The organism is Micromonospora sp. NPDC048839, assembly GCF_040649915.1.
GTDB lineage: Bacteria > Actinomycetota > Actinomycetes > Mycobacteriales > Micromonosporaceae > Micromonospora.
On the sequence record NZ_JBEZGL010000002.1, the window covers coordinates 247639 to 274260 of the forward strand.

A 26622-nucleotide genomic window follows, 5' to 3' on the forward strand; every position below is an offset into this window, starting at 1 on the left:
CGCCCCCCGTACACACCCATGTCGTGGCCCCCGTTTTCTCGTCGCCGCCGCGTCCGGCCGCCGATTCTGCGGCACAACCCCGGTCTTGCCGCAAGCCCCCCGGTACGGTATAAGTTAGAGGTGGCAGGGAGTCTGATCTCCCTGCCTTTTGTTGTGGTCGCCCGCCGCTTGTTGTGGTCGCCCGCCGCAGACCGAGGTCCCGGCTCACGCCGGCCCGGCCCCCGACGCCAGGCTGTCGACCCGCGAAGGCACAACACCTCGTCGGCCATGAAGAGTCCGAAAAGGACGCCAGTGTCCGCAAGATTGCATTGACTGCAACGTCCAGGAGGTACGATGCAGCGATGACGGGCAACATGGGCCTTCGCGAGCGGAAGAAGGCGCGCACCAGACAGGCGCTCGTCGACGCGGCGATCGCACTGTTCGCCAGCAAGGGATACGACGAGACCACCATCGCCGACGTGACGGCCGCCGCCGACGTCTCGCCCCGCACCTTCTTCGTCCACTTCGCCAGCAAAGAGGACGTGCTGTTCGACGATCCCCCGCTCAAACTGGAGCTCCTCGCCGCCGTGCTGGCGCACCCCGGACCGGACGAGACCCCCGCGCAACTGCTGCTCCGGGCGTTCCACTCGGTCCTCCACTCCGACACCGACCTCATGGGCCAGTCCGAGCGGGTTCGCGCCGACCTGATCCTCCAGACACCGGCACTACGGGCCGGTGCCATACGCAAGGTGTTGGAGGATCAACACGAGATCGTCCGGGCGCTGCTCGACGCCTATCCCGACACACTGGACCCGGTAGCCGCCTCGGCGCTTGTCGGCGCCATGGTGGGCACCCTGATCGGAGCGATCACCATGCTCTACTCCGATGCCACGGTCGCGGCCCGGCTGGCCGCCGATCCGCAGCAGATGCGCGCCGAGCTGGAAACCGCCATCACGTCGACCTGGCACCAGCTCGGCGCCACCGGCTGACCCGCGAGGTACGACGAGAAGGGTCCAGGCTTGTGCTGCTGAGGTGGCTGCTCTCGTCCGCCGACGAGCGTCCGGACGCGATCCGGATCGACGACCAGGCGACATCGTGGGTCCAGTTGCGACGGCTCGCCGCCGCGGTGGCCGACGACCTGCGCGGGGTGGACCGTGTCGCCGTCGACGCGACCGCCAGCCTGCACACCGTGGTCGGCGTCGTCGGCGCGCTGCTGGCTGGGTCCGCGGTGATACCGGTGCCACCGGACGCCGGCCCGATGGAACGCGAGCACATCCTGCGTGACTCGGCGCCCGCAGCGATGCTCGTGCCGGCTCGCGGTGAGCGCCGGGAGCCACCCGGCGGGCTACCGACCATTCCGATCGACCTGGGACGAGGCTCGGACACCGACCACCCGGAGCCGGATCCGGCCGGCATCGCGCTGATTCTCTACACCAGCGGCACCACCGGCGCACCGAAGGGCGTGACGCTCTCCCGCCGCGCCATCGCCGCCTGCCTCGACGGGCTCGCCGCGGCCTGGCAGTGGACTCCTGACGACCTGCTCGTGCACGGCCTGCCGCTGTTCCACGTACACGGTCTGGTGCTCGGGGTGCTCGGCCCCCTGCGGGTGGGCAGCCGGCTGCACCACGTGGGCCAGCCCCGCCCCCAGCGGTACGCGGCGGCGGGTGGCTCGCTCTATTTCGGCGTCCCCACCATCTGGTCCCGGATCGCCGCCGACGAGCCCTCGGCCCGAGCCCTACGCGCCGCGCGGCTGCTGGTGTCGGGCAGCGCCGCCCTGCCCGCGACGGTCTTCGCCGACCTGACCAGGCTCACCGGCCACCAGGTCGTCGAGCGGTACGGGATGACCGAAACGTTGATCACGGTGAGCGCCACCGCCGACGGCCCCCGTCGCCCCGGTGCCGTCGGTCTGCCGTTGCCGGGAGTACGCACCCGGATCGTGGACGAGCAGGGCCGCTGCCTCCCCACCGACGGGATGGCGATGGGCGAGCTGGAGGTGTGCGGCCCGACCCTCTTCGACGGGTACCTCGACCGGCCCGACGCGGACGCCGCCACCCGTACCGCGGACGGCTGGTTCCGCACCGGCGACGTGGCCACGATCGGTCCGGACGGCTGGCATCGCATCGTCGGCCGGGCAGCCACCGACCTGATCAAGAGCGGCGGCTACCGGATCGGCGCCGGGGAGGTCGAGGACGCGCTGCTGGCGCATCCGGGGGTCCGGGAGGCCGCGGTGGTGGGCACTCCGCACCCCGACCTCGGCCAACAGGTGACGGCGTACGTCGTGGGGGACGGGATCGACGAGGCGCAACTGATCGAGTTCGTGGCCCGACAGCTGTCGGCACACAAGCGTCCCCGGCAGGTACGGCTGGTCGAGGCCCTGCCCCGCAACGCGCTCGGCAAGGTGCAGAAGAGCCGACTCCAGGCGGACTGATCCCCCCACCGGCCGCCGCGGGATCGAGGCGTTCCCGGCCGAAAAGTGGGAACGCCGACTCGCGCACCTCGCGCGGACGACCGCGGGTGCCACCGGAGACCAGGGAGAGCGTCATGCACGAGCTGACCGTACGCGCCATTGGCGGGCCGACGGCCGTCCTCGACTACGCGGGCTCGCGCGTCGTGGTGGATCCGACCTTCGACGATCCGCAGACGTACCACTACGGAACGGTCACCGCGACCAAGCTGGTCGGCCCGAGCGTCTCGCCCGGGGACCTCGGCCAGGCCGACCTGGTGCTCGTGTCACACGAGCACCACCTCGACAACCTCGACATCTCCGGCCGGGAGTACGCGCGGCAGGCCCGCCGGGTGCTCACCACGGCCGCGGGGGCGCCGAAGCTCGGCCCCGGTGCGGTCGGTCTCCGGCCGTTCGCGCACGCCGACGCCGGCGACCTACGCGTCACGGCGGTTCCGGCGCTGCACGGCACGCCGGAGATCGGTGTGGTCAACGGCCCGGTGATCGGCTTCGTGCTGGAGGCCACTGGCTGGCCGACGGTCTACGTCAGCGGTGACAACGCCTCGGTGGATGTCGTGGCGGTGATCGCGGAGCGGTTCCCGGCGATCGAGGTCGCGATCCTCAACCTGGGTGCGGCCTACATCGCGGCCCGCGGCGAGGGGTTCCTCACCCTGACCGCGGAGCTGGCGGCCCGGGCTGCGGCCCTGCTCGGTGTGCGGGCGGTGGTCCCGGTCCACCAGCACGGCTGGGCGCACTACACCCAGGGCGCCGACGACGTCGTGCGTGCCTTCGAGGAGGCGGGGTCGCGCCAACTGCTCGTCGACCTGCGCCCCGGCGACACGGCCACCATCTGAGTTCCCAGCGCACGCGGGTGACCGCCGCTCACGGACAGGTTCCGTGAGCGGCGGCTTGTTTCCGTCACTCGGTCCGCAGTGCCACCGCGACCCGGGTCCTCGCCGCCCAGCCGGCCGGCAGCAGGGCACCGACCACGGCGATGACCAGCCCGCCGAGACCGAAGAGCAGCAGGTCGACCGACCCGTACACGTCCAGGACCGCGCCCGGTAGGCGGAAGCCCACGCTGCTCGCCATCTCGGTGATGACCGTGCGTTGCAGCAGCACGCCGACCCCCGCACCGACCGCGCCGCCGACCAGGCCGGTGACCACGACCGAGGCGATGACCATCGCCGTGGTCTGCCGGGGTGTCATCCCGAGCGCCTTGTGCACACCCAGGTCGTGGACGCGTTCCCGGGTCTCCAGCACCACCGTGTTCAGCACGCCGAGGCCGGCGACGACCATCAGCAGGAGGCTGAGCAGTCCGGTCAGCGCGTTGATGATGATGATCATCTCGTCGGGCTCGTGGCTGAGGCCGTCCGCCACCGCGCCGAGCGGCTCCAGAGCCGCCGTCAACGCCGTGGCGTACGCCCGGGCGTCGGTGCCGGACGCCACCGTGACGTAGTACATCGACGGCGCCAGCTCCGGCTCGGCCGCCCGCAGGGTGGCGATATCGGTGACGACCTGCATGCCGTCGTCGTCGATGTTGAACGCCTCACCGACGATCGTGACGGGGATGTCGACGCCCTTGTCGGTCAGCACGACGCGGTCACCTACCTGTTTGCCGGCAGCCGTCAGGAACGGCGTCGAGACGACGATCTGCGCCGGGCCGGTCAGCCAGGTGCCCGACACCATCCGGTAGTAGCGCGCCGCGTCCGGCCCGGTGACGGCGACCGCCTCCAGCTCACCGGTGATCCCCCCGGCGGTGATCTCGCTGCGGGCCATGCCCAGGTACCCGTCGGTGCCCGTCTGGTCGGTGATCACCCGCTCGATGGCGGCCGGGTCGCCGAACGGCTGCGGCTGCCCCGGACCCGGCGGCTGCCCCGGACCCGGCGGCTGCCCCGGACCCGGCGGCGGCCCGCCCTGCGGCATCCGGTGCGGCTGCCCGACCTGGACGTCGGCGATGTCCTCGACCTCCTGGATCCGGTTGAGCGACGTACCGAGACCGACCGCGAAGGTGACCGCGGCCGCGCCGAACGCGATCGCGGCGACGATGCTCACCGCTCGTACCGGTCGGGCGAAGGGGTGGGCCAGGCCGAGTGACACCGGCCGGGAGATCGGCAGCCGGCTGGTCAGGCGGGCCGCCCATCGACCACGGCCGGGCCGGGGGGTACGCCCGATGGCGAGCGCGTCGACGCTGCGCAACCGGCCGGCGCGGGCCGCGGCGGCCAGGGCGGTCACCGCGACGAGGGTGAGCGCGCCGCCGGCCACGACCGCGTCGACCCAGAGCGCGACTCCGTTGTCGCTCGTACCGTAGATCTGATTGGTCTGGGCGAGGATCGGCACGGTCAGGAGGTTGCCGGCGACCACCCCGACCGCCGCACCGACCGTGGCCGGAATGAGCGCCTGCCCCACGTACGCCCGGACCACCTGGGCTGGCGTGAAGCCGAGCGCCTTGAGGATGCCGATCCGGCGGGTGGCGGTGGAGACCGCCCCGGCGATGACGTTGCCGATGATCAGCACCGCCATGACCACGCCCAGCATGCCGAAGGCGATCAGGAACGGCACCAGCAGGACGGTCTCGCCGGTCGCCTCCCGGCGGACGTCGAGCCACGACACGGCGCTGTCGAGCGCGGCGGCGGGAACGGACGCCTGCACCGCGGTCCGACCGGCCTGGACCTGTGCGGCCGTGCCGGCCTCGGTGAAGCGGTAGAGCATCTGGTAGGCGCGGGGGCCGTCGGGACCGGTCCAGGCGGTGAGCTGCGCCGGGGTGGTCCAGGCGTCGGCGGTCTGGCTGGCCGACCGGGCGAGCCCGACGACGGTCACCGTCGGGCTGCCCGGCGCGTCGGACACCGTCCACCGCTGGCCGAGCACCTGCGGTGGCAACCGCAGGTCCTCCCCCGTGGCCAGCACGATCTCCCCCGGGCCGGTCGCCCACCGGCCGTCGACGACGTCGACCCGGTCGACCGCCCCGCCCGGATCGGCACGCCCGACGACGGTCAGCCGCGGCACCGGGTTACCCATCGGGCTGCTCAGGTTCAACTCCGCGTTCGGGAACGGTCCCGCCGACCCGGCGACCCCGGCAACGCTCGCGGAGGCGGCCACCTGCGCCTCGGTGACCGCATCCGCGTCGAACTGGGCGGCGAGGTGCGCGCCCTGCTGCTGGCTGAAGGCCCGGTCGAAAGGTCCGCGGGAGGCCACCATCAGCGAACCGCCGAGGACTGCCGAGGTCACCGCGATCATCACGACCAGACCGATCACGATCGTCTGTACGCGTCTCCGCCCGACCCCGGCGCGGACCACCCGAGCCAGCGCGCTCATCGGGTCCGCTCCAACGCGGAGTCGGCGGCGACCTGCCCGTCGAGGAGCTGGACGGTCCGGGTGGCGCACCTCTCGGCGAGGACCAGGTCGTGGGTGACCACGACGATGGTCTGGCCGTCGGCGTGCAGCTCGGTCAGCAGCCGCATGACCTCCTCGCCGGAGGCGGTGTCCAACGCCCCGGTCGGCTCGTCGGCCAGCAGCAGCGGCGGCCGGTTCATCAGCGCGCGGGCGACGGCGACCCGCTGCCGTTCACCGCCGGAGAGCCTCCCGGGGTACGCCCCGGCGTGTCGGTCGACACCGAGCCGGCCGAGCAGCTCGGTCGCCCGACGTTGGGCGGTGCCACGGCCCATTCCGGCCAGCTGTGCCGGCAGCATGACGTTGTCGGCGACGGTCAGGTCGTCGAGGAGGTTGAAGAACTGGAACACCAGGCCGATCCGGGCCCTCCGGTACCGGGCGGAGGCCGCTTCGCCGAGCTGGTCGACCCGCACCCCGTCGACGGTTACCGTGCCGGTGCTCGGCCGGTCCAGCCCGGCCACCAGGTTCAACATCGTCGACTTGCCGCTGCCGGACGGGCCGAGGATCGCCACCGCCTCGCCGGGCGCGACGCTCAACGACACCTCGCGCAGCGCCGGTGGCCCTTCGTCGTACCGGCGTGTCACCTCGTGCAACTCGATAAGCGGTGTGGTCATGTCCCCGTCTCCTCAGGTGGTGGTGAGCTGGCGAGGCTGACGCTAGGGGCGGGGACGAGTCGGACACATCGGCAGCGAGAGGCATCTTCGGTACCGCGTCGGGATGAGCGGTGGCGGCATCATCCCTGCGAGGTAGGCGTGCGATGTAGCGACACCGCTCGCCAGGCGGATAGGCAGCGGCGCGGTCGGCACCGAGAATGAACCGATGACGTGGCGTGCGGTGGTGATCCGGCTGTGGTCGCACATCCGGTCCCTGGCCCGTCCGGTCGGCCAGCTGCCACCGCTGTCGCGCCGGGGGCAGCTGTTCGACGCGCTGTTGGCACTCGGGCTCGGTCTCCTCGCGATCCAGGCGGACCGGGGTGTCGATGACCGGCCCGCGGAGCGTCGCATCGTGTTCGAGCGGGGCGAGCCCTGGCCGGATCCGCCGGTGCCACCCGACCCGGTGTGGCCACCCTTCCTGCCGGTCGAGGACGACGGCACCGGCTGGACGGCGGTGCTGCTCATGCTCGTCGTCCTGCCGTTGCTGTTTCGCCGCCGGTACCCGCTGGGGACGCTGTGGGTGGTGCTGGCCAGCGCCGGGCTGGTCGACGACAATCCGGCCGCGCTGCGGCTGTCCTTCTTCGCCTGCGTGGTGGCCGGCTACAGCGCCGCGGTCTTCAGCCCGTACAAGATCCTGGCGTTGGCCAGCCTGCCGGCGGCCGCGTTCCTGCACGCCGGGTTGCAGTCGGACGCCAGCTCGGTGTCCGACAGCGCCGTGCCGTTCCTGATCCTGCTGCCGATCGCGGTGGCGGCCGACGGGCTACGCCGGTGGAAGGAGCACGCCGACGAGGGCCGGGCGCGCATGTCGGCCATGGAGCACGAGCAGGTCGAGGCGCTGCGCCGGGCGACGGAGGTCGAACGGGCCCGGATCGCCCGGGAGCTGCACGACGTGGTGACCCACAACGTCAGCGTGATGGTGATCCAGGCCGGTGCGGCCCGCAAGGTGATGGAGTCCAGGCCCGAGGACGCCCGGGCGGCGCTGCTCGCGGTCGAGGCCGGCGGCCGGGCGGCGATGACCGAGCTGCGGCACGTGATGGGGCTGCTCACGATGGACGGCGACGTCCTGGGGCAGGAGGGCGCCGCCGACCTGGCTCCGCAGCCCGGCCTCGATGGGCTGGACGCACTGGTGCGGCGGGTGCGTGACTCGGGTGTCGAGGTCGAGCTGGTGGTGCGCGGGCAGCGGGGGCCGCTGCCGTCCGGCATCGAGCTGACCGTGTACCGACTGGTGCAGGAGGCGTTGACGAACGCCGTCAAACACGCTGCCGGCGCATCCGTACGCGTGCTCGTCGACTATGCCGGGACGCACCTGCGGGTCGAGGTGACCGACACCGGCGGCCGAGCCGGCGTGACCGCCGGCACCGGCACCGGGCGCGGGCTGATCGGTCTGCGCGAGCGACTGGCGGTCTACGGTGGCACGGTGCAGGCGGGCCCACGACTCACCGGTGGATACCGGGTCCAGGCCCTGATCCCGGTGGACAATGCCATGATCGACGACGTCGCGGGCGACGGCCGGGCGGGCACACCTCTGGGGGGCACGGCATGACCGCAGCGCTGCGGGTGGTGGTCGCTGACGACCAGGCGTTGGTCCGGGCCGGATTCCGGATGATCCTGACCGCCGACGGGATCGACGTGGTCGCCGAGGCGACGACCGGGGTCGAGGCCGTCGAGGCGGTCCATCGGCACCGGCCCGACGTGGTCCTGATGGACATCCGGATGCCCGAACTGGACGGTCTCGCGGCCGCCCGCCAGATCCTCGCCGGCGTTGGCGAGGCGCCACGCATCATCATGCTCACGACCTTCGACCTCGACCAGTACGTGTACGCGGCCCTCACCGCGGGAGCGAGCGGATTCCTGCTCAAGGACGTCACCCCGGAGCATCTGGTGGGTGCGGTCCGGCTGGTCCGCACCGGCGACGCGCTGCTGGCGCCGGCGATCACCAGGCGGCTGGTGCAACGGTTCGCCCAGCGCGACACCGACCCGCCGGCCATCCACCGGGACCTGGCCGCTCTGACCCCACGTGAGGTGGAGGTGCTGGGTCTGTTGGCGCACGGCCTGAGCAACGCCGAACTCGCCGGCCGCCTGCACCTGTCGGAGGCGACAGTCAAGACGCATGTCGCCCGGATCCTGGCCAAGTTGGGCCTCCGCGACCGGGTCCAGGCCGTCGTCGTCGCGTACCGGACCGGTCTGGTCGCCCCCTGACCGTGCCCGCCCGGTCGACAGTCGATCGAGCCGGTGGGGACGGACACCGTCCGACCCACACGGCCGCAACCACGACGCCGGCACTCGGTCGGACGCTGGGCAGGTCACCGGCCAGATTTCCTTGACACTCATCAATGTTAACGCCAACATTATGACGCTACCTGGACGCAACACCACCGTCACGCCGCCGACACACGGGTCGCTCACGAACCGCACGGAGGACAGATGCCGCTGCCACTCCCCCGCACCGAGCCAGCGACCCGCCGCGCCACCGGACCGGGGCGCGCCGGGCGCCGGGACCGCCGACACCCACGGTCGGTCGTGGCCGCCGTGCTGGTGCTGCTCGCCGTCTCCGCCGGGCTGCCAGCGGCGGGGCCGGCGCAGGCCGCGCCGGCCGTCAACTACACCAATCCGCTGGTGAACCAGCGGGCCGACCCGCACATCTTCCGGCACACCGACGGCTACTACTACCTGACCGCCACGGTGCCGCAGTACGACCGGATCGTGCTGCGACGTGCGACCACCCTGCAGGGGCTGGCGACGGCGGCGGAGTCGACGATCTGGAGCCGCCACACCAGCGGAGAGATGGGTGCCCACATCTGGGCACCGGAGATCCACTTCATAAACAACAGGTGGTACATCTACTTCGCCGCGGGCCGTACCGACGACGTGTGGCGGATCCGGATGTACGCGCTGGAGAACGCCAACGCCAATCCGCTCACCGGCTCGTGGACCGAACGCGGACGGATCACGACCCCCTGGGACACCTTCAGCCTGGACGCGTCGACCTTCGTCGCGAACGGGGTGCGCTATCTGACCTGGGCCCAGCAGGAGCCGGCGATCGGGAACAACTCCAACGTGTACCTGGCCCGGATGGGTGCCAACCCCTGGCAGATCACGGGCACGGTGACCCGGCTGGTCGTGCCGACGTACGACTGGGAGACCCGCGGCTACCGGGTCGCCGAGGGACCGGCGGTGGTCCAACGCAACGGCCGGATCTTCCTGACCTACTCGGCCAGCGCCACGGACGCCAACTACTGCCTGGGGATGTTGAGCGCCTCCGCCACCGCGAACCTGCTCGACGCCGCCTCCTGGAGCAAGAGTCCCAACCCGGTGTTCGTCAGCAACGCGGCCACCGGTCAGTACGGCCCCGGCCACAACTCGTTCACCGTCTCCGAGGATGGGCAGAGCGACGTCCTAGTCTATCACGACCGCAACTACCGCGACATCAGTGGTGATCCCCTCAACGACCCGAACCGGCGGACCCGGCTCCAGAAGGTGTACTGGAACGCCGACGGCACCCCGAACTTCGGCATCCCCGTGCCCGACGGGGCCACCCCGGTCCGGCTGCGTTCCCACGACCTGGCCACCAACTACATCCGGCACTACGACTACCGGGCCCGGATCGAGCCGAACGTGACAAATCTGGCCGACTCGCAGTTCCGGATCGTCACCGGGCTCGCCGGCGGCGGATCGGTGTCGCTGGAGTCGACGAACTTCCCCGGGTACTACCTGCGCCACCGGGGCTACGCCCTGTACGTCGAGAAGAACGACGGCTCCGCCCTCTTCGGCGGCGACGCGAGCTTCCGTCGCCAGTCCGGCCTCGCCGACAGCGCCGGGATCTCCCTGGAGTCCCACAACTTCCCGGGCCGACACGTGCGCCACCGCGGCGGGCTGCTCTACGTCGAGCCGGTGAGTTCGAGCGCCGACCGCGCCTCGGCCACCTTCCACCTGGAATAGCCGCCCACCGGCTGCGACACCCGCGGCCGTCGACACCCGTCCCGGCTCGCCCGGAGCCGATCCAGCCCAGGAGGAGCGATGCGCTTCACTCTCAGGACAAGGCCGTCCGGCGGCGGATCGATCCGTCGAGGCGGGCGTACGGGCCTGGTCCTCGCCATGATCACCACGCTGGTCGGCGCGGCCGCCGCCGTCCTGGTCGGCGCACCGCCGGCAGCGGCGGCGAGCATCGACACCAATGCCTCCTACGTCCTGGTCAACCGGTACAGCGGCAAGGTGCTCGACGTCCGGGACACCTCGACGGCGGACGGTGCGGTACTCCAGCAGTGGTCCCGCAACGACGGCGCGTGGCAGCAGTTCCAGTTCGTCTCCTCCGGCGGTGGCTACTACCGTCTCAAGGCTCGACACAGCGGCAAGGTCGTCGACCTCTGGGAGTGGAACACCGCCGACGGCGCGGAGTACCGCCAGTGGTCCGATGTCAACGGCACCAACCAGCAGTTCCAGGTGCTCGACTCCGACGGCGGGCACGTCCGGCTGATCAACCGTCACTCCGCCAAGGCCCTCGAGGTCTGGGAGCGGTCCACGGCCGACGGCGGCCGGATCAGTCAGTACGCCGACGTCAACGGCCCCAACCAGCAGTGGCAGTTGGTTCAGGTGGGCGGCGGGGGCACCGGGTGTGGCAGCGGGTCGAGCAACGCCGAGGCCGTGCTGAGCGGGAACACCTGGACATCCCGGAACGGCTCGTCGACCGTCTACTCGGGTTCGGACATGCTGTCGGCGATGCAGGCGGCGGTCAACTCGCTCTCGGCGGGTCGTACGTCGAAGCAGCGGGTGGTGGTTCGGGGCTCCGGCTCGATGAGCGCGGGGTCCCGGTTGTCGCTGCCGTCGTACACGACCCTGGCCGTGTGCGGGACGATAAACGTGACCGGGTCGGGCTCGGGTGACCAGGCGCCGGTGTACTCGCGGGGGACCACTGACGTCGAGGTGCAGAACCTCACGCTCACCGGCTCCCCGTTGTACGGGATCTTCATGCGCAACGTGAACAACCTGACCCTCGGGCAGATCGACATGCGACTCTCCGCCGGTCTGGGCGTCCGCATCGACAACCACGGTGGAGATCGAGCGGTCAAGGTGCGCAACGTCCGCATCGACACCGTGTACGTGTCCGGGACCGGCACCCACGGGGTGGAGACGTACGGCGTGGACGGTCTCACGATCGGCACGGTCACGGCGCGGAACACCCGCGACTCCGGCCTGCTGCTCAACGACACGATCAACGCCACGGTGGGCACCGTCGACGCGCAGGGCGCCGGGGCCGGCACCGGGTACGCGGCGTTCCGGATGGCCAACCGCAACGGCCGGGTGGGCAACGCGTACCCGACGAACATCCGGGTCGGCACCGTGCTCGCGTCCGGGGGCGGTCGGGGGATCTTCTGCGTGTCCGAGTCCGGCGGCGCGGTCATCGACCGGGTGACGATCTCGAACACCGGCAACAACGCGATCCTGGTGGAGAACTGCTACAACGTCGTCATCGCCGGGGTTTCCGGGACGGTGACGGGCGGCGGCGAGGTACGGATCGCGGCGCGGAGCGAGTTTCCGATCTCGTCCGGCATCCGGTTCCAGAACCTGACCGTCAGCGGCACCAACATCACCCAGAGCCCATGCGGTGGAGCGAACAACACGATCAGCAACGTCACGCGGGTCAACTCGACACTCACCTGGTGTTGAGCCGAGGGAGTGCGGCCGCCCGGGTTCGGACGGCCGCACTCGCCGCGCTCACCGACGGCGGCGGGCCATCCACTGCCAGATGTGGGTGCCGTTGCGGCTCGGGTCGTTGCGGGCCACGTAGATCCAGGACCAGTGGCCGGGGAACCGGTAGCCGTTCCAGACGACCTGGTCGTAGAGGGTGATCAGCGATCCCGGGATGAGGTCGTGGGCGTGGATCGTGTTGGTCTCCGGTGGCACGGTGTCGTCGTCACGCGAGGTGACCAGCCAGGTCGGGGTGCGAATCGCCACCAGTTCCGCGTCGGTGATCAGCGGCGGGCCGTCCCCGCCGAGCGGCTCGACGACGCCGCAGATCGGCACCGACGCGGCGAACAGGTCGGGATAGGTGACTGTCATCTCCAGGGACATGTAGCCGCCGTTGCTGCACCCGACGACGTAGATCCGGTCGGGGTCGACGCGCTTGCGGCGGACGAGGTCCTGGACGATCTCGCGGATCAGCGGGGCGAACCGGGGGCCGTCCTCCATCCAGTAGGAGGTGCTCTGCGGCGCCACGACGTACGCGCCGGAGAAGATCCGCTGCGCCTGCGGAGTGGCGAAGCCGAGCGCCCCCCGGTTGGCGCGCAGGGTGGTCTCGTTGTCGTAGTAGTCGTCGGGCAACGAGGCGCCCTCGCCGGCGCCGTGCAGCCAGACGATCAGCGGCCGCCGACCGTGCCCAGCCGAGTGGTCGGGAGAATAGAGCCGGTACTTCATACCCGAGCCCGAGGCGTGGTAGCTGAAGGCGTCCACCTCGGGGTTCGACAGCCGTCCCTGCGCGAAGCGCGTGATGGTGACCGGCGAGCCGTGGCGCCGCGCGATCGGGGCGTTCTGCGTGATGGTGTAGACGAGGTCCAGCCGCACGTTGCGGCCCTTGCTCAGGATGTAGCCCAGGGTGCCACCGCCGGGTTGACCTTCGGCGTGGCTCAGCTCCAGCACGATGTTGCCGTGGCGGTCGAGGCGGGCCGCGGTCACCGTACGGTCCAGGTCGTACTCGCTGAAGATCTGGTCGCCGGGAGCGATCGGGAGCGGACTCGTGGCCTTGGCGTGCACGCTGAACGTGGCGGGGGTCAGCCCGGCCGGGTCGATCGGCCCGAGCCGACTGGTGTCGAGGGTGACCGAGGTGACCTGCTCACCGCCGTCGAGCGTTGTCGCGTCGAGGGTGAAGCGCACGGTCGTGGGATGACGGCCACCGGCGTGGGCGGCGAGGCCGGGCACGGCCAGACCGATGGCGGCACCGGCCCCACCGGCCAGAACAGTGCGACGAGTGACAGGCGTGGACATGCGGCCCCCGTACGTTGCGACGTCGACGTGCGTCGATGAGATCTCAACGTAACGCCGCCGAGATCCGCTGGCAACCGTCGCCGCTGGCGGGCGCTCGGCTGCCTCGCCGCCACGGTTCGCGGCGCGGGGTCGACCGTCCGCACTCCCATCCCTATAGTGAGTTCCATCATGGAACTAACTGCTTTCTGGCGTTGGTGGCTGGCCAGCACGACCAGCCACCTCGGCTCGGCCGTCGGCGGGGTGGCCCTGCCCCTGACCGCGTTGGTCGTGCTGGACGCGTCGGCCTTCGACATGGGTCTGATCACGGCGGCCGGCTATCTCGCGTACCTCCTGATCAGCCTGCCGGCGGGGGTGATCGTGCAGCGCCTGCCGCTGCGCGGCATGCAGGTCGTCCTGGACCTGATCCGGGCCCTCGCCATCGCGTCCGTCCCCCTGGCCTGGTGGTACGACGGCCTGACGGTGGCCCAACTGGTCGTGGTCGCGCTGGTCGTGAGCTTCGCCAACGTGCTGTTCGACGTGGCGAACCAGACCTTCCTGCCCGAGATCGTGCCGGCCGCCCAGTTGCAGGCGCGCAACAGTCTCAACTCCGGCACTCTCGCCGCCACCCAGTTGGGCGGGCCGTCCCTGGGCGGGCTCGCGGTGCAACTGTTCGGAGCGGTGCCGACCCTGTTGGTGGACGCCGTCAGCTATCTGGTCTCCGCCGTGCTGCTGCGCACCCTGCCGGCCCGGCGGGTGCAGCGACCGGACCAGCGGCCACCGATGGTCACGATGATCCGCGAAGGCTGGCACTACGTGCTGCGACACCCGATCATCGGACCGGCCATGTGGGACGCCACCGCGACGAACTTCGTCAACGGCGCCATGCTTGCCCTCTTCCAGTTCTATCTGGTGCGCGAGTTGCACGCACCGCCGATCCTGGTCGGAGTACTGATCGCCGCCGACGGACTCGGCACGCTCATCGGCGCCGCGCTGACCACCCGCTTCACCAACCGGTTCGGCACCGCACGTGGCCTGATCATCTCGTCCTTCGTCGGTGTGGTCGGCGCGCTCATCATCCCGCTGGGCACCGGCACCGCCGGCTACCTCGCCTTCGCCGTCGGGAATCTCATCTTCGCCGGGTCCACGGTGGTGCTCAGCGTGACCACCCGCACGTACCGGATGCTCGCCAGCCCGCCGGAGCTGCTGTCGCGGGTGATCGCCACGGTCAAGTTCGTCTCCTGGGGCGCCATCCCGCTCGGCGGTCTACTCGCCGGCGTCCTGGCCGGGCCGCTCGGCGCCCGCACCACCCTGCTGATCTTCGGGGCGCTCACCGCGCTCTCCCCGATCATCTATCTGTCCACCCCGATCCGCCGGATGCGTGACCTGCCGCTCGACCCCGCCCCGGCCCCAGCGGAAGCCCGGGTGTGATCCGCCCACTCGATCACTGACGTCGAGTCGCCCGGATCCAGGTCGGACGCGCGAGCCAGCCACCCAGACATCGACAGAAGGTGTAGCCCGGGGATTCCCGGGGCAAGAACCCGCACATGGAGGGAACGGCAGGACGCGACGGGCATCCGCTCGGCCAGCGGCAGCGCACCGGTGAATCGGACCGGGCCGGGCTCGCGGCGCACCTGTCGACGGCCTCCGTCTGATGCGGTTGAGGCACAGCCTGCCAGCGGCGGCGATCGGGGCCGCGGCGCTCGGGGCGGCCCTGGGTGCCAACCCCGCCCACGCCGACACGCCGCTCCCGTTGCCGACGAGTCTCCAGCCGCTGGAGGTCAGCACCTCGCCAAGCACCATCACGGTGCGGGTGCCCGACCTCGTCGAGGTGCAGGTGTCCGTCCCCCTGGGTTTGCCGACCGCACTCCCCCTGCCGTCGGCAATTCCCCTGCCTCTGCCGTCGGCCGTCCCTCTGCCGACTCTGCCGGCCGATCCCCTGCCGGGCGGTCCCTCCACCGCCGTACCGACGCGGCCGGCCCGTACGTCGCCGTCGTCTTCGCCGCAGGCCAACCCCGCACCCCCGAACTCGGCCTCCGCAGGGGCGCGCGCCGCCTCGCGGTCGGCGCCGGAACCGTCGACGCCCGTGCCGGCGACGGTGTTCCGCGTCGTGCACGGCACCTCCGGCGGCCGGACACCGGATCGGGCGCGGGTGGCGACGGCCGCGGTCCTCGACGAGCCGTCCCGACCACCCGTCCGTCCCGCGTCGGGGCCACCGGCGCTCGTGCTGGCACTCGCGTCGGCACCCACCGGTGCCAGCACCGGCGGCACCGATCCGCCCACGTCGGCAGCTGAGGCTGTACCGCCCAGCGCGCCGCTGGGTCCAGGGCTCACCGTCACCGCAGTCGACAGGCGCGCTGCCGGCCGACCGGTGGAGCGGGGTCCCCCGCCGCCACAGCAACTCCTGATCACCCACTCGCGTCCACGACGTTGATCAGGAGAAGACCATGGAGATAGCCGTCATCTGGATTCCCGCCGAGGTCGAGCCGGCGGAGCCCGCCGTCGCGACGTGTCTTGCGCACCTTCGCCGACACTCGTACCGATTCGCGGGGATCATGCGAGCATCGTGGGAGACCGTCGAGCAGGCCATGATCGACGGAGAGGTGGACGTCGTCGTCATCGCCGACCGTGCCCACCTCCCGCCGGACCGGTCCCCCCGGATCGAGCTGGCCACCGCTACCGACGCCGACGGGGACCGCACGATTTCCTACCCGAAGCTCGGCTGACACCACGAAGCGCCCCGTCCGACCCGGACGGGGCGCTTCGTCGACTCTCGACCGAACGTGAGCGACGCCGGAGTCGAGCAGGCGGCCGACCCCGATGGGCTTTCCGGGGAGACCCGGGTGCTCCTGCGGACGGTCGTGACCACCGGCGCGGCCGCGCGGAGCGCCGAGGCGGCACGGGCCACGATGGAGGGCTACTCTGCCGTCGCGTCGTCGTACGGGTCCCAGTGCGCCGCATAGCGCAGCAACGAACGAGCCAGGGCCGCATGTGCCGCCGCCCACCTGGTGTCGAAGAGGAACCACTGGTCGAACCCGAAGAAGTCGTCGATGTATCGGGCGACCTGCGCGATGTGCGGGTCCGACCGGACCAGCGACCCGATGGACGGTTGCGGGGCCAGCAGCCGCATCACCTCCGGATGGATCGCGTGGTGTGCCGATGCCAGCTCCCAGCTGACGGGCGACGGGTCGTACCCGGACAGCCGAACGTAGCGCTCCAGCGCCGCGCCGGCGTCCGTCTCGTCGGGCGCGACCAGTGCCCGCAGCAGCTGGGCATCGTGGGGCCATCGGCGGGCGCCGGGCGCGTCGACGGCACGCAGACGAGCGGCGAGGTCCGGCAGGGCGAGGCCGGGAAAGGCGATGGCACCAGCCAGGTCCAGGGTCCGGTCGGCGTCGTGCGAACCCCAACCCAGACGGACCGAGAACACGGTCTCCGGCCCGGGTGGGGCGATCCGTACGGAACGGACCGGCACCCCGTGGTCGAAGATGGCGTCCGGCGCGGCGACGTCGACCGGCAGGGGCCAGGTGTCGTGCAGCAGGAAGGCGAGCCGGTCCGGCGACGCGACGGCGGCGGCCTCCTCGACGAAGTAGTAGGCCAGATCCACCTCGTCATCGTCGGTACGCACGCGCAGGGCGCCGTCGCCGAGCCGGATGAACGTGCCGTCGTCGTCGCCCTCCACGTAGAGGTGCTCGTTCAGCAACCCGCGTAGGTCGTCGAGGGTCTCCGGCGGCGGCAGGTGGCGCTCCCCGGCCTCCTCGAAGATCGAGTCCAGGCCGTACACGTCGTCGCCCAGCTCGCTCTCGATCCAGCCCTGCGGGTTGGCACGGCCCCAGCCGCGGCGGAACCAGTCGAGCGTCGTCGCGTCGGGCAGGGTGACCACCCGCTTGCTGAACGGCGATTCCTCGCGCCACCGGCACACGAAGTACATGCGGCGAACCCTAGGCGAGCGGCCTGACAGAAAGTCCGCGCCCGAATCTGTCCCCCTGCCGTGGCGGGACGATCAGGCCGCGACGGCCGCCCGGACGTCGTCGTCGGCGGCGCGCAGCCGCGCAGCGGCCTCCTCGGCGGTGCAGTTCGCGAGCAGCAGCACGATTGCCGTCTTGGCGTGTCCGTGCGCCGCCACGAGTGCCCGCGCGGCGCTGTCGAGGTCCGTGTCGGCGGCCTCGGCGACGATCCGCCGCGCCCGGTCGACGAGCTTCTCGTTCGTGGCGTTCATGTCCACCATCAGATTGCCGTAGACCTTGCCGAGCCGGGCCATCGTGGCGGTCGAGAGCATGTTGCAGACGAGCTTCTCGGCGGTGCCGGCCTTGAGCCGGGTGGAGCCGGTGAGCACCTCGGGGCCGGTGGGCACCTCGATGGCGACGTCGGCGTACCTGCTGATCACCGCGTCGGAGTTGCAGGCCACCGAGACGGTCGACGCGCCGAGCGCGCGGGCGTGCTCCAGCCCGCCCACCACGTACGGAGTGCGGCCGCTGGCGGCGAGCCCGACGACCGTGTCGCCGGCGGTCAGGCCGACCGCGTCGAGATCGGCGACAGCACGGTTCGGGTCGTCCTCCGCACCCTCGACGGCGACACCGAAGGCGCGCGCTCCCCCGGCGAGCAGGCCGAGAACCCGGTCGTGCGACGTACCGAAGGTGGGTGGGATCTCGACGGCGTCGAGCATGCCGATCCGGCCGCTGGTACCGGCACCGAGGTAGATGAGTCGCCCGCCCTGGCGGAGCGACGCCACGACGACGTCGACGGCGGCCGCGATGTCCGGCACGGCCCGCCGGACCGCCTGGGCCACCGTCTGGTCCTCGTCGTTCATCGCGAGGAGCAACTCGGTGGGGGACATCAGGTCGAGGTCGCTGGTCTTGTCGTTGCGGGTCTCGGTGCCGAGGGTGCTGAGGTCCACGGGGTTGCTCGATCCTCTCGCTGTGTTCAGTCGCCGGTCGAACGACGGGCCGCGGCTCGTCGAGCGCCGCGTCCGCAATGTGCCGTTCCGGCCGTGCCAGCCTGGGCGGGACGGTGGGAGGTGGGCCATTCCGCTGGCCCCCGCCTCCCCCGTATCCGCAGGCCGGGACCACAGCGTAGCCAGCCCGGGCGCGGACTGGCAAAAAGTTTCGCGATACGCTAGACATGCGTCACTTATTGACAACTCCTGGTTGGGAGCGAGCCGTGCGTCAACTCGACCTTGTCGTGATCGTGCTGTACCTCGTGGTGATCGCCTACGTCGGACTACGCCTGTCCGGCAAGCAGAAGTCCGCCAAGGACTACTTCGTGGGCGAGGGTCGACTGCCGTGGTGGACCGTCTCGTTCTCCGTGGTCGCCACCGAAACCAGCGTCCTGACCGTGATCAGCGTGCCCGGTGGCGCCTACAGCGGGCAGGGTTTCGGCAACGTCGAACTGGCCCTCGGCTACGTGATCGGTCGCGTCGTCGTGGCCGCGGTGCTCATCCCGCTCTACAAGCGGGGCGGCTTCGTCAGCGCCTACCAGTACCTCGGTGAGCGGTTCGGCCTGAAACTCCAGGGTCTGGCGTCCGTCACGTTCGTCTTCACCCGCCTGCTCGCCGAGGGTGTCCGGCTGTTCGCCTCGGCCATCCCCATCAAGCTGCTCCTCGACGAGTTTGGGCTCAATGTCGGCTATCAGGCCATTATCGTGGTCCTGACGCTGATCACGGTGGTCTACACCTACCTCGGTGGCATCAAGGCGGTCATCTGGACCGACGCCATCCAGATGGGGCTCTACCTGGGCGGGGCGATCCTGGCCATCGCGGTGCTCAGCCACGCCGTCGGCTTCGACGGCTACTCGCAGGCGCTGGACGCCGGCAAGTTCCAGCTCTTCGACACCAACCTCGACCTGGCGCACGTGCTCACCAGCCCGTTCGCCCTGCCAACCGCGATCATCGGTGGTGCGATCTTCGCGATGGCGAGCCACGGGTCGGACCAGCTGATCGTCCAGCGGATCCTGTCCACCCGCACGCTGCGCGAGGGACAGAAGGCGATGATCTCCTCGGGCATCTTCGTGGTCATCCAGTTCGCGGCGTTCTCCCTGGTCGGCGCACTGCTGTGGTCGTACAACAAGGGTCAGACCTTCAAGGAGCTCGGCCTGGCCAGCAGCGACAACCTCTACCCGAGCTTCATCCTGCACGCCCTGCCGGTGGGCATCTCGGGCCTGCTGGTGGCGGGCATCCTCGGCGCCGCGATGGGGTCGCTGTCCTCGGCGCTGAACTCGATGTCGAACTCCACGGTCGCGGACTTCATCCACAGCTTCTTCCGGAAGGTCCCCTCGGACGACGCGATGCTGCGGCTCGCCCGGGTGATGACCCTGGTCTGGGCGGTGTTGATGGCGGTGTTCGCCTGCGCGTTCAGCTCCAGCACCGGAAACGTCTACCTGACCGGTCTGACCATCGCGGGCTACACCTACGGCGCGCTGCTCGGGGCCTTCCTGCTCGGCCGCCTGGTCAGCCGGGCCAACCAGGTCGACGCGTTCATCGCCTTCCTCGTCACCGTGGCGGTGATGACCTACATCGTCCGCTACGTCAAGATCGACGTCACGACGGCGGGGCACACCGTCCCCACCGCCATCGCCGCGCAGTGGCTGGTGCCGATCGGAGTCCTGATCACCCTGCTGGTCGGCGCGGTGTCGAGCCGGTTCCACGCGGCACCGGCGACGCCGTACGACCACGGACGCGCCGACGACGTCGACGACGATGAGGCGGCAGAGCCCGCCGCCCGGGCATGAGGGAGAACGTGATGCGTGTCATCGGCCTGATGTCCGGCACCTCATACGACGGCATCGAAGCCGCCGCCGCCGAGTTCGACAGGAGCGGCGACACCCTGCGGATGCGGCCACTGGGCCGGTTCAGCCACCCGTACCCGGAGGAGCTGCGCGCCCGGATCGCCGCCGCCCTGCCGCCCGCGCCGACCACCACCGAGGCGGTCACGGTGTTGGACACCGGCATCGGCCAGGCCTTCGCCGCGGCCGGCGTGCGGGCTCTCGCGGAGCTGTGCGGCGGAGACGCCGACCTGGTCGTCTCGCACGGGCAGACCATGTACCACTGGGTCGACGGCGGTGCGGTTCGGGGCACCCTGCAACTGGGTCAGCCGGCCTGGATCGCGGAGGCCACCGGCCTTCCGGTCGTGGCCGACCTGCGCACCCGCGACGTCGCCGCGGGCGGCCAGGGCGCTCCCCTGGTCGCCCTCTTCGACACGCTGCTGCTGCGGGGCCTGCCCGGCGTCCCCGCCGCGCTGAACCTGGGCGGCATCGCCAACATCACCGTCGTCGCGCCGGACGCGGACCCGCTCGCGTTCGACACCGGCCCGGCCAACGCGCTCCTCGACGCCGCCGCGCGCCACTTCAGCGGCGGCACCGAGGAGTACGACCGGGACGGGCGCGGGGCGGCGGCCGGGCAGGTGGACCAGGCCCTGCTGCGGCGGCTGCTCGACGAGCCGTACTACCGGCAGCCCGGCCCGAAGAGCACCGGCAAGGAGCTGTTCCACCTGCCGTACCTGCTCGCCGCCCTCGCCGACGCGCCCACGCCGGATCCGCAGGACGTCCTGGCCACGCTCACCCGGCTGACGGCGGTCACGGTGGCCGGCGCCTGCCGCGACCACGGCGTCACCCGGCTCGTCGTCTCCGGCGGCGGCGCACACAACCCGACGCTGATGCGCATGATCGCCGAGGAGCTGTCGGACGTCGACCTGTCGTCCAGCGACGACCTGGGTGTCGCGTCGGACGCCAAGGAGGCACTGGCCTTCGCGCTGCTGGGCTACCTGACCGTGCACGGGCTGCCGGGCACCCTGCCCTCGGGCACCGGCGCGCGGCACGCCTCCGTGCTCGGCAGCATCACGCCCGGCCGGCAGCCGCTGCGGCTGCCGGCGCCTGTCGACACCGCTCCGGACCGGCTGACCGTCGCCTACTGACCGTCCCTCCCGGGAGGACCCGCCCATGAGACCCGTCGTCGGAGTACCCGCGCCCACCACGGCCGGCGTCCGCGCCCGCGAGGTCGCCGAGCTGCTGCGCTCACGCCTCGATGATCCGAGCCGGGCCAGCACCGAGCTGCCCCGCAGGCTGGCGGCGGCGCACGACGCCTCGCCGTACCTGTTCGAGCCGCAGGCCGTGGTGCGCGCCGCCTCGGCGGCCGAGGTGGGGGCGCTGATGGCGGGCGCCCGGGAGGCCGGTGTCCCGCTGACCCTGCGCGGCGGCGGCACCAGCCTCGCCGGGCAGGCCGGCGGGGCGGGGGTGCTCGTCGACGTCCGGACCGACTGGCGGCACGCCGAGGTGCTCGACGACGGCCGCCGCATCCGGCTCCAGCCGGGACTCACGATCCGGCAGGCAAACGCCCGTTTGGCCCGCTACGGCCGCCGGCTCGGCCCGGACCCGGCCAGCGAGGCCGCCTGCACGGTGGGTGGCATGGTGGCCAACAACTCCAGCGGGATGACCTGCGGCACCACCGACAACGCGTACCGCACGATGGAATCGATGCGCTTCGTCCTGCCCTCCGGCACCGTCGTCGACTCCGCCCTGCGCGACGCCGACGACCGGCTGCGGGCCGACGAGCCCGAGCTGTACGCCGGGCTGCTGCGCCTGCGCGACCGGGTGCGCTCGGCACCGGACTCCCGCGCCACGATCGAGCGGCTGTTCGCCATGAAGAACACCATGGGGTACGGGCTGAACTCCCTGCTCGACCACGACAGCCCGGCCGACATGCTCGCCCACCTGATGATCGGCAGCGAGGGCACCCTCGGCTTCGTGGCCGAGGCCGTCTTCCGGACCGTCGAGATCCACAAACACGCCGCCACCGGACTGCTGATCCTGCCGGGTCTCAGCGCCGCCACCGACGCGCTGCCCGCCCTGCTCGCCGCGGGTGCGCGTACCGCCGAACTGCTCGACGCGGCCGCGTTACGGGTCAGCCAGCGCGACCCCGACGCGAGCGCGGCCCTGCGCGGGCTGACGGTCACCGGGCATGCCGCGCTGCTCGTGGAGTTCGCCGAGGACAGCGCGGAACGGCTGGCCGCGACGCTTGCCGACGCCCAGCCCGTGCTCGACCGACTGCCCGCCGTCACCGGCACCGCACTGACCCACGATCCGCGCGAACGGGCCAAGCTCTGGCACCTGCGCAAGGGCCTCTACACGGCGGTCGCCGGTGCCCGCGCGCCCGGCACCACGGCCCTGCTGGAGGACATCGCGGTGCCGATGCCGCGCCTGACCGGCACCTGCGACGGGCTGATCGACCTGTTCGACAGGCACGGCTACCCGGACGCGGTGATCTTCGGACACGCCCGCGACGGCAACCTGCACTTCATGCTGACCCAGTCCTTCGACACACCTGCCGAGATCGACCGCTACGCCCGGTTCACCGACGACATGGTCGACCTCGTGCTCGCCGAGGGGGGAACACTCAAGGCCGAGCACGGCACCGGCCGGGCCATGGCCCCCTTCGTGCGCCGCCAGTACGGCGACGAGCTGTACGACGTGATGCGCGACCTCAAGCGGTTGTGCGACCCCAGCGGCCTGCTCAACCCCGGTGTGCTGCTCAACGACGACCCGACCGTGCACCTGCGGCAGCTCAAGGCCGTCCCGACGGTCGACCCCGAGCTGGACGCCTGCGTCGAGTGCGGCTACTGCGAGCCGGTCTGCCCCACCGCCGACGTCACCACCACGCCCCGGCAGCGCATCGTCCTGCAACGGCAGATCGCCCTCGCCACCGCCGCCGGCGACGAGGAGCGCCGCCGGGAGTTGACCGCCGACTACGCGTACGCGGCGGTGGACAGTTGCGCCGCGGACAGCCTCTGCGTCACCGCCTGCCCGGTCGGCATCGACACCGGTGCCGCGATGAAACGGCTGCGCGCCGAACGACACAGCCCTGCCGCCCAGCGCACCGCCCGCGGTGTCGCCCGGCACTGGAAGGGCGCCGTGACCGGCGTCCGGGTCGGGCTGACCGCCGCACACGCCGTACCGACACCGCTGACCCGTGCCGCCACCGGGGTGATCCGTGGGCTCGGCGCCACCGAACTGGTACCACAGTGGAGCGACGACATGCCGCGTGCCGGCGCTCCCCGCCCCCGTCCCCGCAGCGCGCCGGACGCCCAGGCGGTGTTCTTCGCGGCCTGCGTGGGCAGCCTCTTCGCCCCGGAGGACGGCCCGGCCGGCGGCGCGGCGGCGGCGTTCCTGCGCCTGTGCGAGCTGGCCGGTGTGTCGGTCGTCGTGCCGGCCGGGACGGCGGGCCTGTGCTGCGGGACGCCGTGGCAGTCCAAGGGCTATCCGGCCGGTCACCGGGAGATGGCCGAGCGGACCCTCGCCGTGCTGTGGGAGGCCAGCGACCAGGGCCGCCTGCCCGTCGTGTGCGACGCGTCGTCCTGCACGCACGGGCTGACCCAGCTGACCGACACGCTGGCCGAGGAGGACCGGGCACGGTACCGCGACCTGCGGTTCGTCGACAGCGTCACGTTCACCGCCGAGCACCTCCTGCCGGCCCTGCCGGAGCCCCGACGGCTGGGCTCACTGGCCCTGCACCCCACCTGCTCCACCGTGCACCTGGGCGGCACCGACGACCTGCGCGCGGTGGCCCAGGCCGTCGCCGACACGGTGACCGTGCCGGACAGTTGGGGATGCTGCGCCTTCGCCGGCGACCGGGGGATGCTGCACCCCGAGGTGACCGCGAGCGCCACCGCCGCCCAGGCCGCCGAGGTCAACGAGCGCGACCACGACGCGTACGCCTCCTGCAACCGCACCTGCGAGATGGGCATGAGCCGGGCCACCGGGCAGCCGTACCGGCACGTGCTCCAGGTCCTCGTCGAGGCGGTCGAGCCGCCCGCGTAGTCGCGGTTGGATCAGCCGCCCACGCCCCGGACCGCCTCGATGATCGTCTCGGTGACCTCGCTCGGCCGGGCCGCCACCATGGCGTGCGAACCGCCGGCGACCTCACGCTGGCCCCGCGGCTGGGCGCGCTCGGCCATGAACCGGTGCGCGGCGACCGGGATGTTGTTGTCGGAGTCCCCGAACACGAACCAGCTGGGCAGCGATCGCCACGCCGGGTCGCCGGTGAGCCCGTCACCGAGCGCCTTCTCGGTGATCGGCCGCTGGGTCCGGGCCATCTGCGCGGCGACGTCGGCCGACACGTCCGCGACGAACTGCTGGTGGTAGGCGTCCTGGCCGATCGCCACCTCGTTGCCGCCGGTCGAGAGCGGGTACTTCACCAGCGTGTCGGCGAGCGTGCTGCCGGGGAACTGCCCGGACAGCGACAGCCCCGACTCGCCGGTGTCCGGGGCGAAGGCGTTGACGTACACGAGGGCTCGCACCAGTGGTTCGTCGGCAGCGGCCTGCGTGATCACCATGCCACCGTAGGAGTGTCCGACGAGGATGACCGGGCCGCCGATCCCGCGTACCACGTCCCGTAGGTAGGCGGCGTCGCCGGCGACCTCCCGCAGCGGATTGGCGGCGGCCACCACGTCGTACGCGGCGCCGAGCCGCTCGATCACGCCGTTCCAGCTGCCCGACTCGGCGAACGCGCCGTGCACGAGGACGATTGTGGGCTGCGGATCAGACATAACACGCACTCCCTTACTCCGTGACGCTTTTCCACCCACGGCCGCGCCGGTGCGCCTGATTACCCGTCCCGCGAGGCCGAAACATCCGGCCCTCTCAGTCGTCCGCGGGCTGCTCCTTCGTCAGGTGCAGCAGCCAACCCTCGGCCGTGCGGATGAGTGCGTACCGCCGTCGACCGGCGCGGCCGTGCAACGTGAACAGCAGGCGGCGATCGTCGCGGTCGTGCTCCTCCCAGGTGCCGATGTCGGCGATCGACTTGTCCGCGTCCTCGTAGGTGAGGTGATCAAGGTGGTGGTCCGCCACGGCGATCGCGAGCCGGTTGGCGCGGGGACTGTCCGGCAGGCCGCGGGGCACCGCCCAGGAACGCAACACGCCGGCCTCCTCGAGCCGCAGGTCGAAGTGCGGTCGAGGCCGGCGGTGGTGGTGCAGCACGAAGGCAGGTGGCACGCTGACAATTGTCGCCGCCCACGCGCGCTCCCGGTGCCGTGATCTACCCGGCGACCGCGGTCGCCATCCGGCGTACCGCCTCGGTGATCAGCTCCGGTGCCGTGGCCAGGTTCAGTCGGACGTGCCCGTCGCCGCCGGTGCCGAAGGCCGGACCCGAGTTGAGCGCCACCCGGCCACGGTCGAGGAACACGGCGGCGGGGTCGTCGTCGAGGCCCAGGGCGCGGCAGTCGAGCCAGGCGAGGTACGTGGCCTGCCCGGGTTGGTAACGGATGGCCGGCAGGTGCTCGCTGAGCAGCGCGGCGAGGAGCCGGCGGTTGTCGTCCAAGCCGGTCAGCAGGGCGTCGAGCCACTCGCCGCCGTCGCGGAATGCCGCGGTGTGCGCGATCACGCCGAGGTGGCTGGTGCTGACGCTGGCGTCGAACGGGACGCGGGCGACGTCGGTGGCCGCGGCCGGGCCCGCGATGAGCAGCGCACCGCGCAGGCCGGCCAGGTTCCACCCCTTGGAGGCCGACATGAGCGACAGGCCGTTCTCCGCACCGGGCACCGAGAGGTACGGCACGAACCGCGCTCCGCCACCCACCACGGGAGCGTGGATCTCATCGGCGACCACCCGTACCCCGTGTCGCTCGGCCAGGCCCGCGACGGCGGCCAACTCGTCGGCGGTGTGCAGGACACCCGTCGGGTTGTGCGGGCTGCACAGCAGGTACGCGGCCGGTCGCCCACCGGCGCGGGCCCGACGGAACGCGTCCTCCAGCGTGCCGAGGTCGAGCCGCAGGTCCGCGCCGAGCGGCGCCTCCACGATCCGACGGTCGGCGTGCGCCACGAACTCGTAGAACGGCGGGTAGACCGGGCAGTTGACGACCACCGCGTCGCCCGGCTCGGTGACCAGCCGCAGCGCCTCCACGACACCGTGCATCACGTCGGGCACCAGCGCGGTGCGCTCCACCGCCAGCCCGTCCCACCCCCACCGCCGCCGGGCGAACTCCGCCAGCGCCTGCGGGTACGCCGTCCCGGCGGTGTACCCGGTGTCGCCGCGGGCGACCGCGTCGGTGATCGCCGCCGCGACCGGCTCGGCCAGTGGCACGTCCATCTCCGCGACCCAGAGCGGCAGCACGTCGTCGGGGTACTCCCGCCACTTGAGGCTCGTCCGTTCGCGGAGCTGACCGATCGTGAGCTGGCGAAGGGGGTTCATCGAGTCTCGGGTACCGCTCAGCACGCCACTCATCGCTG

21 protein-coding genes are annotated in these 26622 nt (G+C 71.7%); 13 read left to right on the top strand and 8 right to left on the bottom strand.

Going from position 1 to position 26622, the window contains the following annotated elements; genetic code table 11:
- Positions 1-341: 341 nt before the first annotated feature.
- From AB0C25_RS04280 to AB0C25_RS04290, 3 genes are all read left to right on the top strand, one after another.
- Complete coding sequence (locus tag AB0C25_RS04280; protein ID WP_357369470.1) at positions 342-968, top strand: TetR/AcrR family transcriptional regulator; 627 nt, start codon at positions 342-344, stop codon at positions 966-968.
- A 32-nt stretch (positions 969-1000) separates the two neighbouring features.
- Positions 1001-2407: an acyl-CoA synthetase gene (locus tag AB0C25_RS04285; protein WP_357369472.1), complete on the top strand. Its 1407-nt coding sequence runs from the start codon at positions 1001-1003 to the stop codon at positions 2405-2407.
- A 113-nt stretch (positions 2408-2520) separates the two neighbouring features.
- Complete coding sequence (locus AB0C25_RS04290) at positions 2521-3276, top strand: MBL fold metallo-hydrolase (protein WP_357369474.1); 756 nt, start codon at positions 2521-2523, stop codon at positions 3274-3276.
- A gap of 64 nt (positions 3277-3340) precedes the next feature.
- On the opposite strand, the gene AB0C25_RS04295 is transcribed toward AB0C25_RS04290, so the two are convergent.
- Complete coding sequence (locus tag AB0C25_RS04295; protein WP_357369476.1) at positions 3341-5734, bottom strand: FtsX-like permease family protein; 2394 nt, start codon at positions 5732-5734, stop codon at positions 3341-3343.
- Positions 5731-6423 carry an ABC transporter ATP-binding protein gene (locus tag AB0C25_RS04300; protein ID WP_357369478.1) on the bottom strand — a complete coding sequence of 231 codons (693 nt, stop codon included), beginning with the start codon at positions 6421-6423 and terminating at the stop codon, positions 5731-5733. Before AB0C25_RS04300 ends, AB0C25_RS04295 begins: the two co-directional genes overlap by 4 nt.
- A gap of 205 nt (positions 6424-6628) precedes the next feature.
- Between AB0C25_RS04300 and AB0C25_RS04305 the strand changes: the two genes are divergently transcribed.
- The 4 genes from AB0C25_RS04305 to AB0C25_RS04320 all read left to right on the top strand — a co-directional run bounded on the left by AB0C25_RS04305 (position 6629) and on the right by AB0C25_RS04320 (position 12126).
- Positions 6629-8005 carry a histidine kinase gene (locus AB0C25_RS04305; protein ID WP_357369480.1) on the top strand — a complete coding sequence of 459 codons (1377 nt, stop codon included), beginning with the start codon at positions 6629-6631 and terminating at the stop codon, positions 8003-8005.
- Positions 8002-8661 carry a response regulator transcription factor gene (locus AB0C25_RS04310; protein WP_357369482.1) on the top strand — a complete coding sequence of 220 codons (660 nt, stop codon included), beginning with the start codon at positions 8002-8004 and terminating at the stop codon, positions 8659-8661. The genes AB0C25_RS04305 and AB0C25_RS04310 overlap by 4 nt, the downstream gene beginning before the upstream one ends.
- A gap of 225 nt (positions 8662-8886) precedes the next feature.
- A complete protein-coding gene (locus AB0C25_RS04315) occupies positions 8887-10401 on the top strand; it encodes a family 43 glycosylhydrolase (protein WP_357369484.1) in 1515 nt (504 codons plus the stop codon).
- Between the two features lie 156 nt (positions 10402-10557).
- On the top strand, positions 10558-12126 hold the full coding sequence (locus tag AB0C25_RS04320) for an RICIN domain-containing protein (RefSeq protein ID WP_357370120.1): 1569 nt from the start codon (positions 10558-10560) through the stop codon (positions 12124-12126).
- A 48-nt stretch (positions 12127-12174) separates the two neighbouring features.
- Here AB0C25_RS04320 and AB0C25_RS04325 read toward each other — a convergent pair whose 3' ends face one another.
- Positions 12175-13440, bottom strand: coding sequence for a PHB depolymerase family esterase (locus tag AB0C25_RS04325; RefSeq protein ID WP_357369486.1), 1266 nt, complete (start codon positions 13438-13440; stop codon positions 12175-12177).
- Positions 13441-13608: 168 nt separating this feature from the next.
- Between AB0C25_RS04325 and AB0C25_RS04330 the strand changes: the two genes are divergently transcribed.
- The 3 genes from AB0C25_RS04330 (at position 13609) to AB0C25_RS04340 (ending at position 16142) form a co-directional block, all read left to right on the top strand.
- Positions 13609-14847, top strand: a complete 1239-nt coding sequence (locus tag AB0C25_RS04330; RefSeq protein WP_357369488.1) for an MFS transporter — start codon at positions 13609-13611, stop codon at positions 14845-14847.
- Positions 14848-15070: 223 nt separating this feature from the next.
- A complete protein-coding gene (locus AB0C25_RS04335) occupies positions 15071-15850 on the top strand; it encodes a hypothetical protein (RefSeq protein WP_357369490.1) in 780 nt (259 codons plus the stop codon).
- A gap of 13 nt (positions 15851-15863) precedes the next feature.
- Entirely contained in the window at positions 15864-16142 is a 279-nt protein-coding gene (locus tag AB0C25_RS04340; RefSeq protein WP_357369492.1) for a hypothetical protein, read from the top strand.
- A 191-nt stretch (positions 16143-16333) separates the two neighbouring features.
- On the opposite strand, the gene AB0C25_RS04345 is transcribed toward AB0C25_RS04340, so the two are convergent.
- Together AB0C25_RS04345 and murQ are read right to left on the bottom strand one after the other, a co-directional pair.
- Positions 16334-17344, bottom strand: coding sequence for a hypothetical protein (locus tag AB0C25_RS04345; protein ID WP_357369494.1), 1011 nt, complete (start codon positions 17342-17344; stop codon positions 16334-16336).
- A 72-nt stretch (positions 17345-17416) separates the two neighbouring features.
- Entirely contained in the window at positions 17417-18310 is an 894-nt protein-coding gene (gene murQ / locus AB0C25_RS04350) for an N-acetylmuramic acid 6-phosphate etherase (RefSeq protein WP_357369496.1), read from the bottom strand.
- Between the two features lie 263 nt (positions 18311-18573).
- Here murQ and AB0C25_RS04355 point away from each other — a divergent pair, with 263 nt between their 5' ends.
- The 3 genes from AB0C25_RS04355 to AB0C25_RS04365 are packed head-to-tail and all read left to right on the top strand — an operon-like array spanning position 18574 to position 24219.
- A complete protein-coding gene (locus AB0C25_RS04355; RefSeq protein WP_357369498.1) occupies positions 18574-20139 on the top strand; it encodes a sodium:solute symporter in 1566 nt (521 codons plus the stop codon).
- 11 nt (positions 20140-20150) lie between these two features.
- Positions 20151-21320, top strand: a complete 1170-nt coding sequence (locus tag AB0C25_RS04360) for an anhydro-N-acetylmuramic acid kinase (protein WP_357369500.1) — start codon at positions 20151-20153, stop codon at positions 21318-21320.
- A 25-nt stretch (positions 21321-21345) separates the two neighbouring features.
- Positions 21346-24219, top strand: a complete 2874-nt coding sequence (locus AB0C25_RS04365; RefSeq protein WP_357369502.1) for an FAD-binding and (Fe-S)-binding domain-containing protein — start codon at positions 21346-21348, stop codon at positions 24217-24219.
- Positions 24220-24230: 11 nt separating this feature from the next.
- On the opposite strand, the gene AB0C25_RS04370 is transcribed toward AB0C25_RS04365, so the two are convergent.
- The 3 genes from AB0C25_RS04370 to AB0C25_RS04380 form a co-directional block, all read right to left on the bottom strand.
- Positions 24231-24947, bottom strand: a complete 717-nt coding sequence (locus AB0C25_RS04370; protein WP_357369504.1) for an alpha/beta hydrolase — start codon at positions 24945-24947, stop codon at positions 24231-24233.
- Between the two features lie 94 nt (positions 24948-25041).
- Positions 25042-25392 carry a DNA polymerase ligase N-terminal domain-containing protein gene (locus AB0C25_RS04375; protein WP_357369506.1) on the bottom strand — a complete coding sequence of 117 codons (351 nt, stop codon included), beginning with the start codon at positions 25390-25392 and terminating at the stop codon, positions 25042-25044.
- 43 nt (positions 25393-25435) lie between these two features.
- Entirely contained in the window at positions 25436-26617 is a 1182-nt protein-coding gene (locus AB0C25_RS04380) for a MalY/PatB family protein (RefSeq protein ID WP_357369508.1), read from the bottom strand.
- Between the last annotated feature and the right edge of the window lie 5 nt (positions 26618-26622).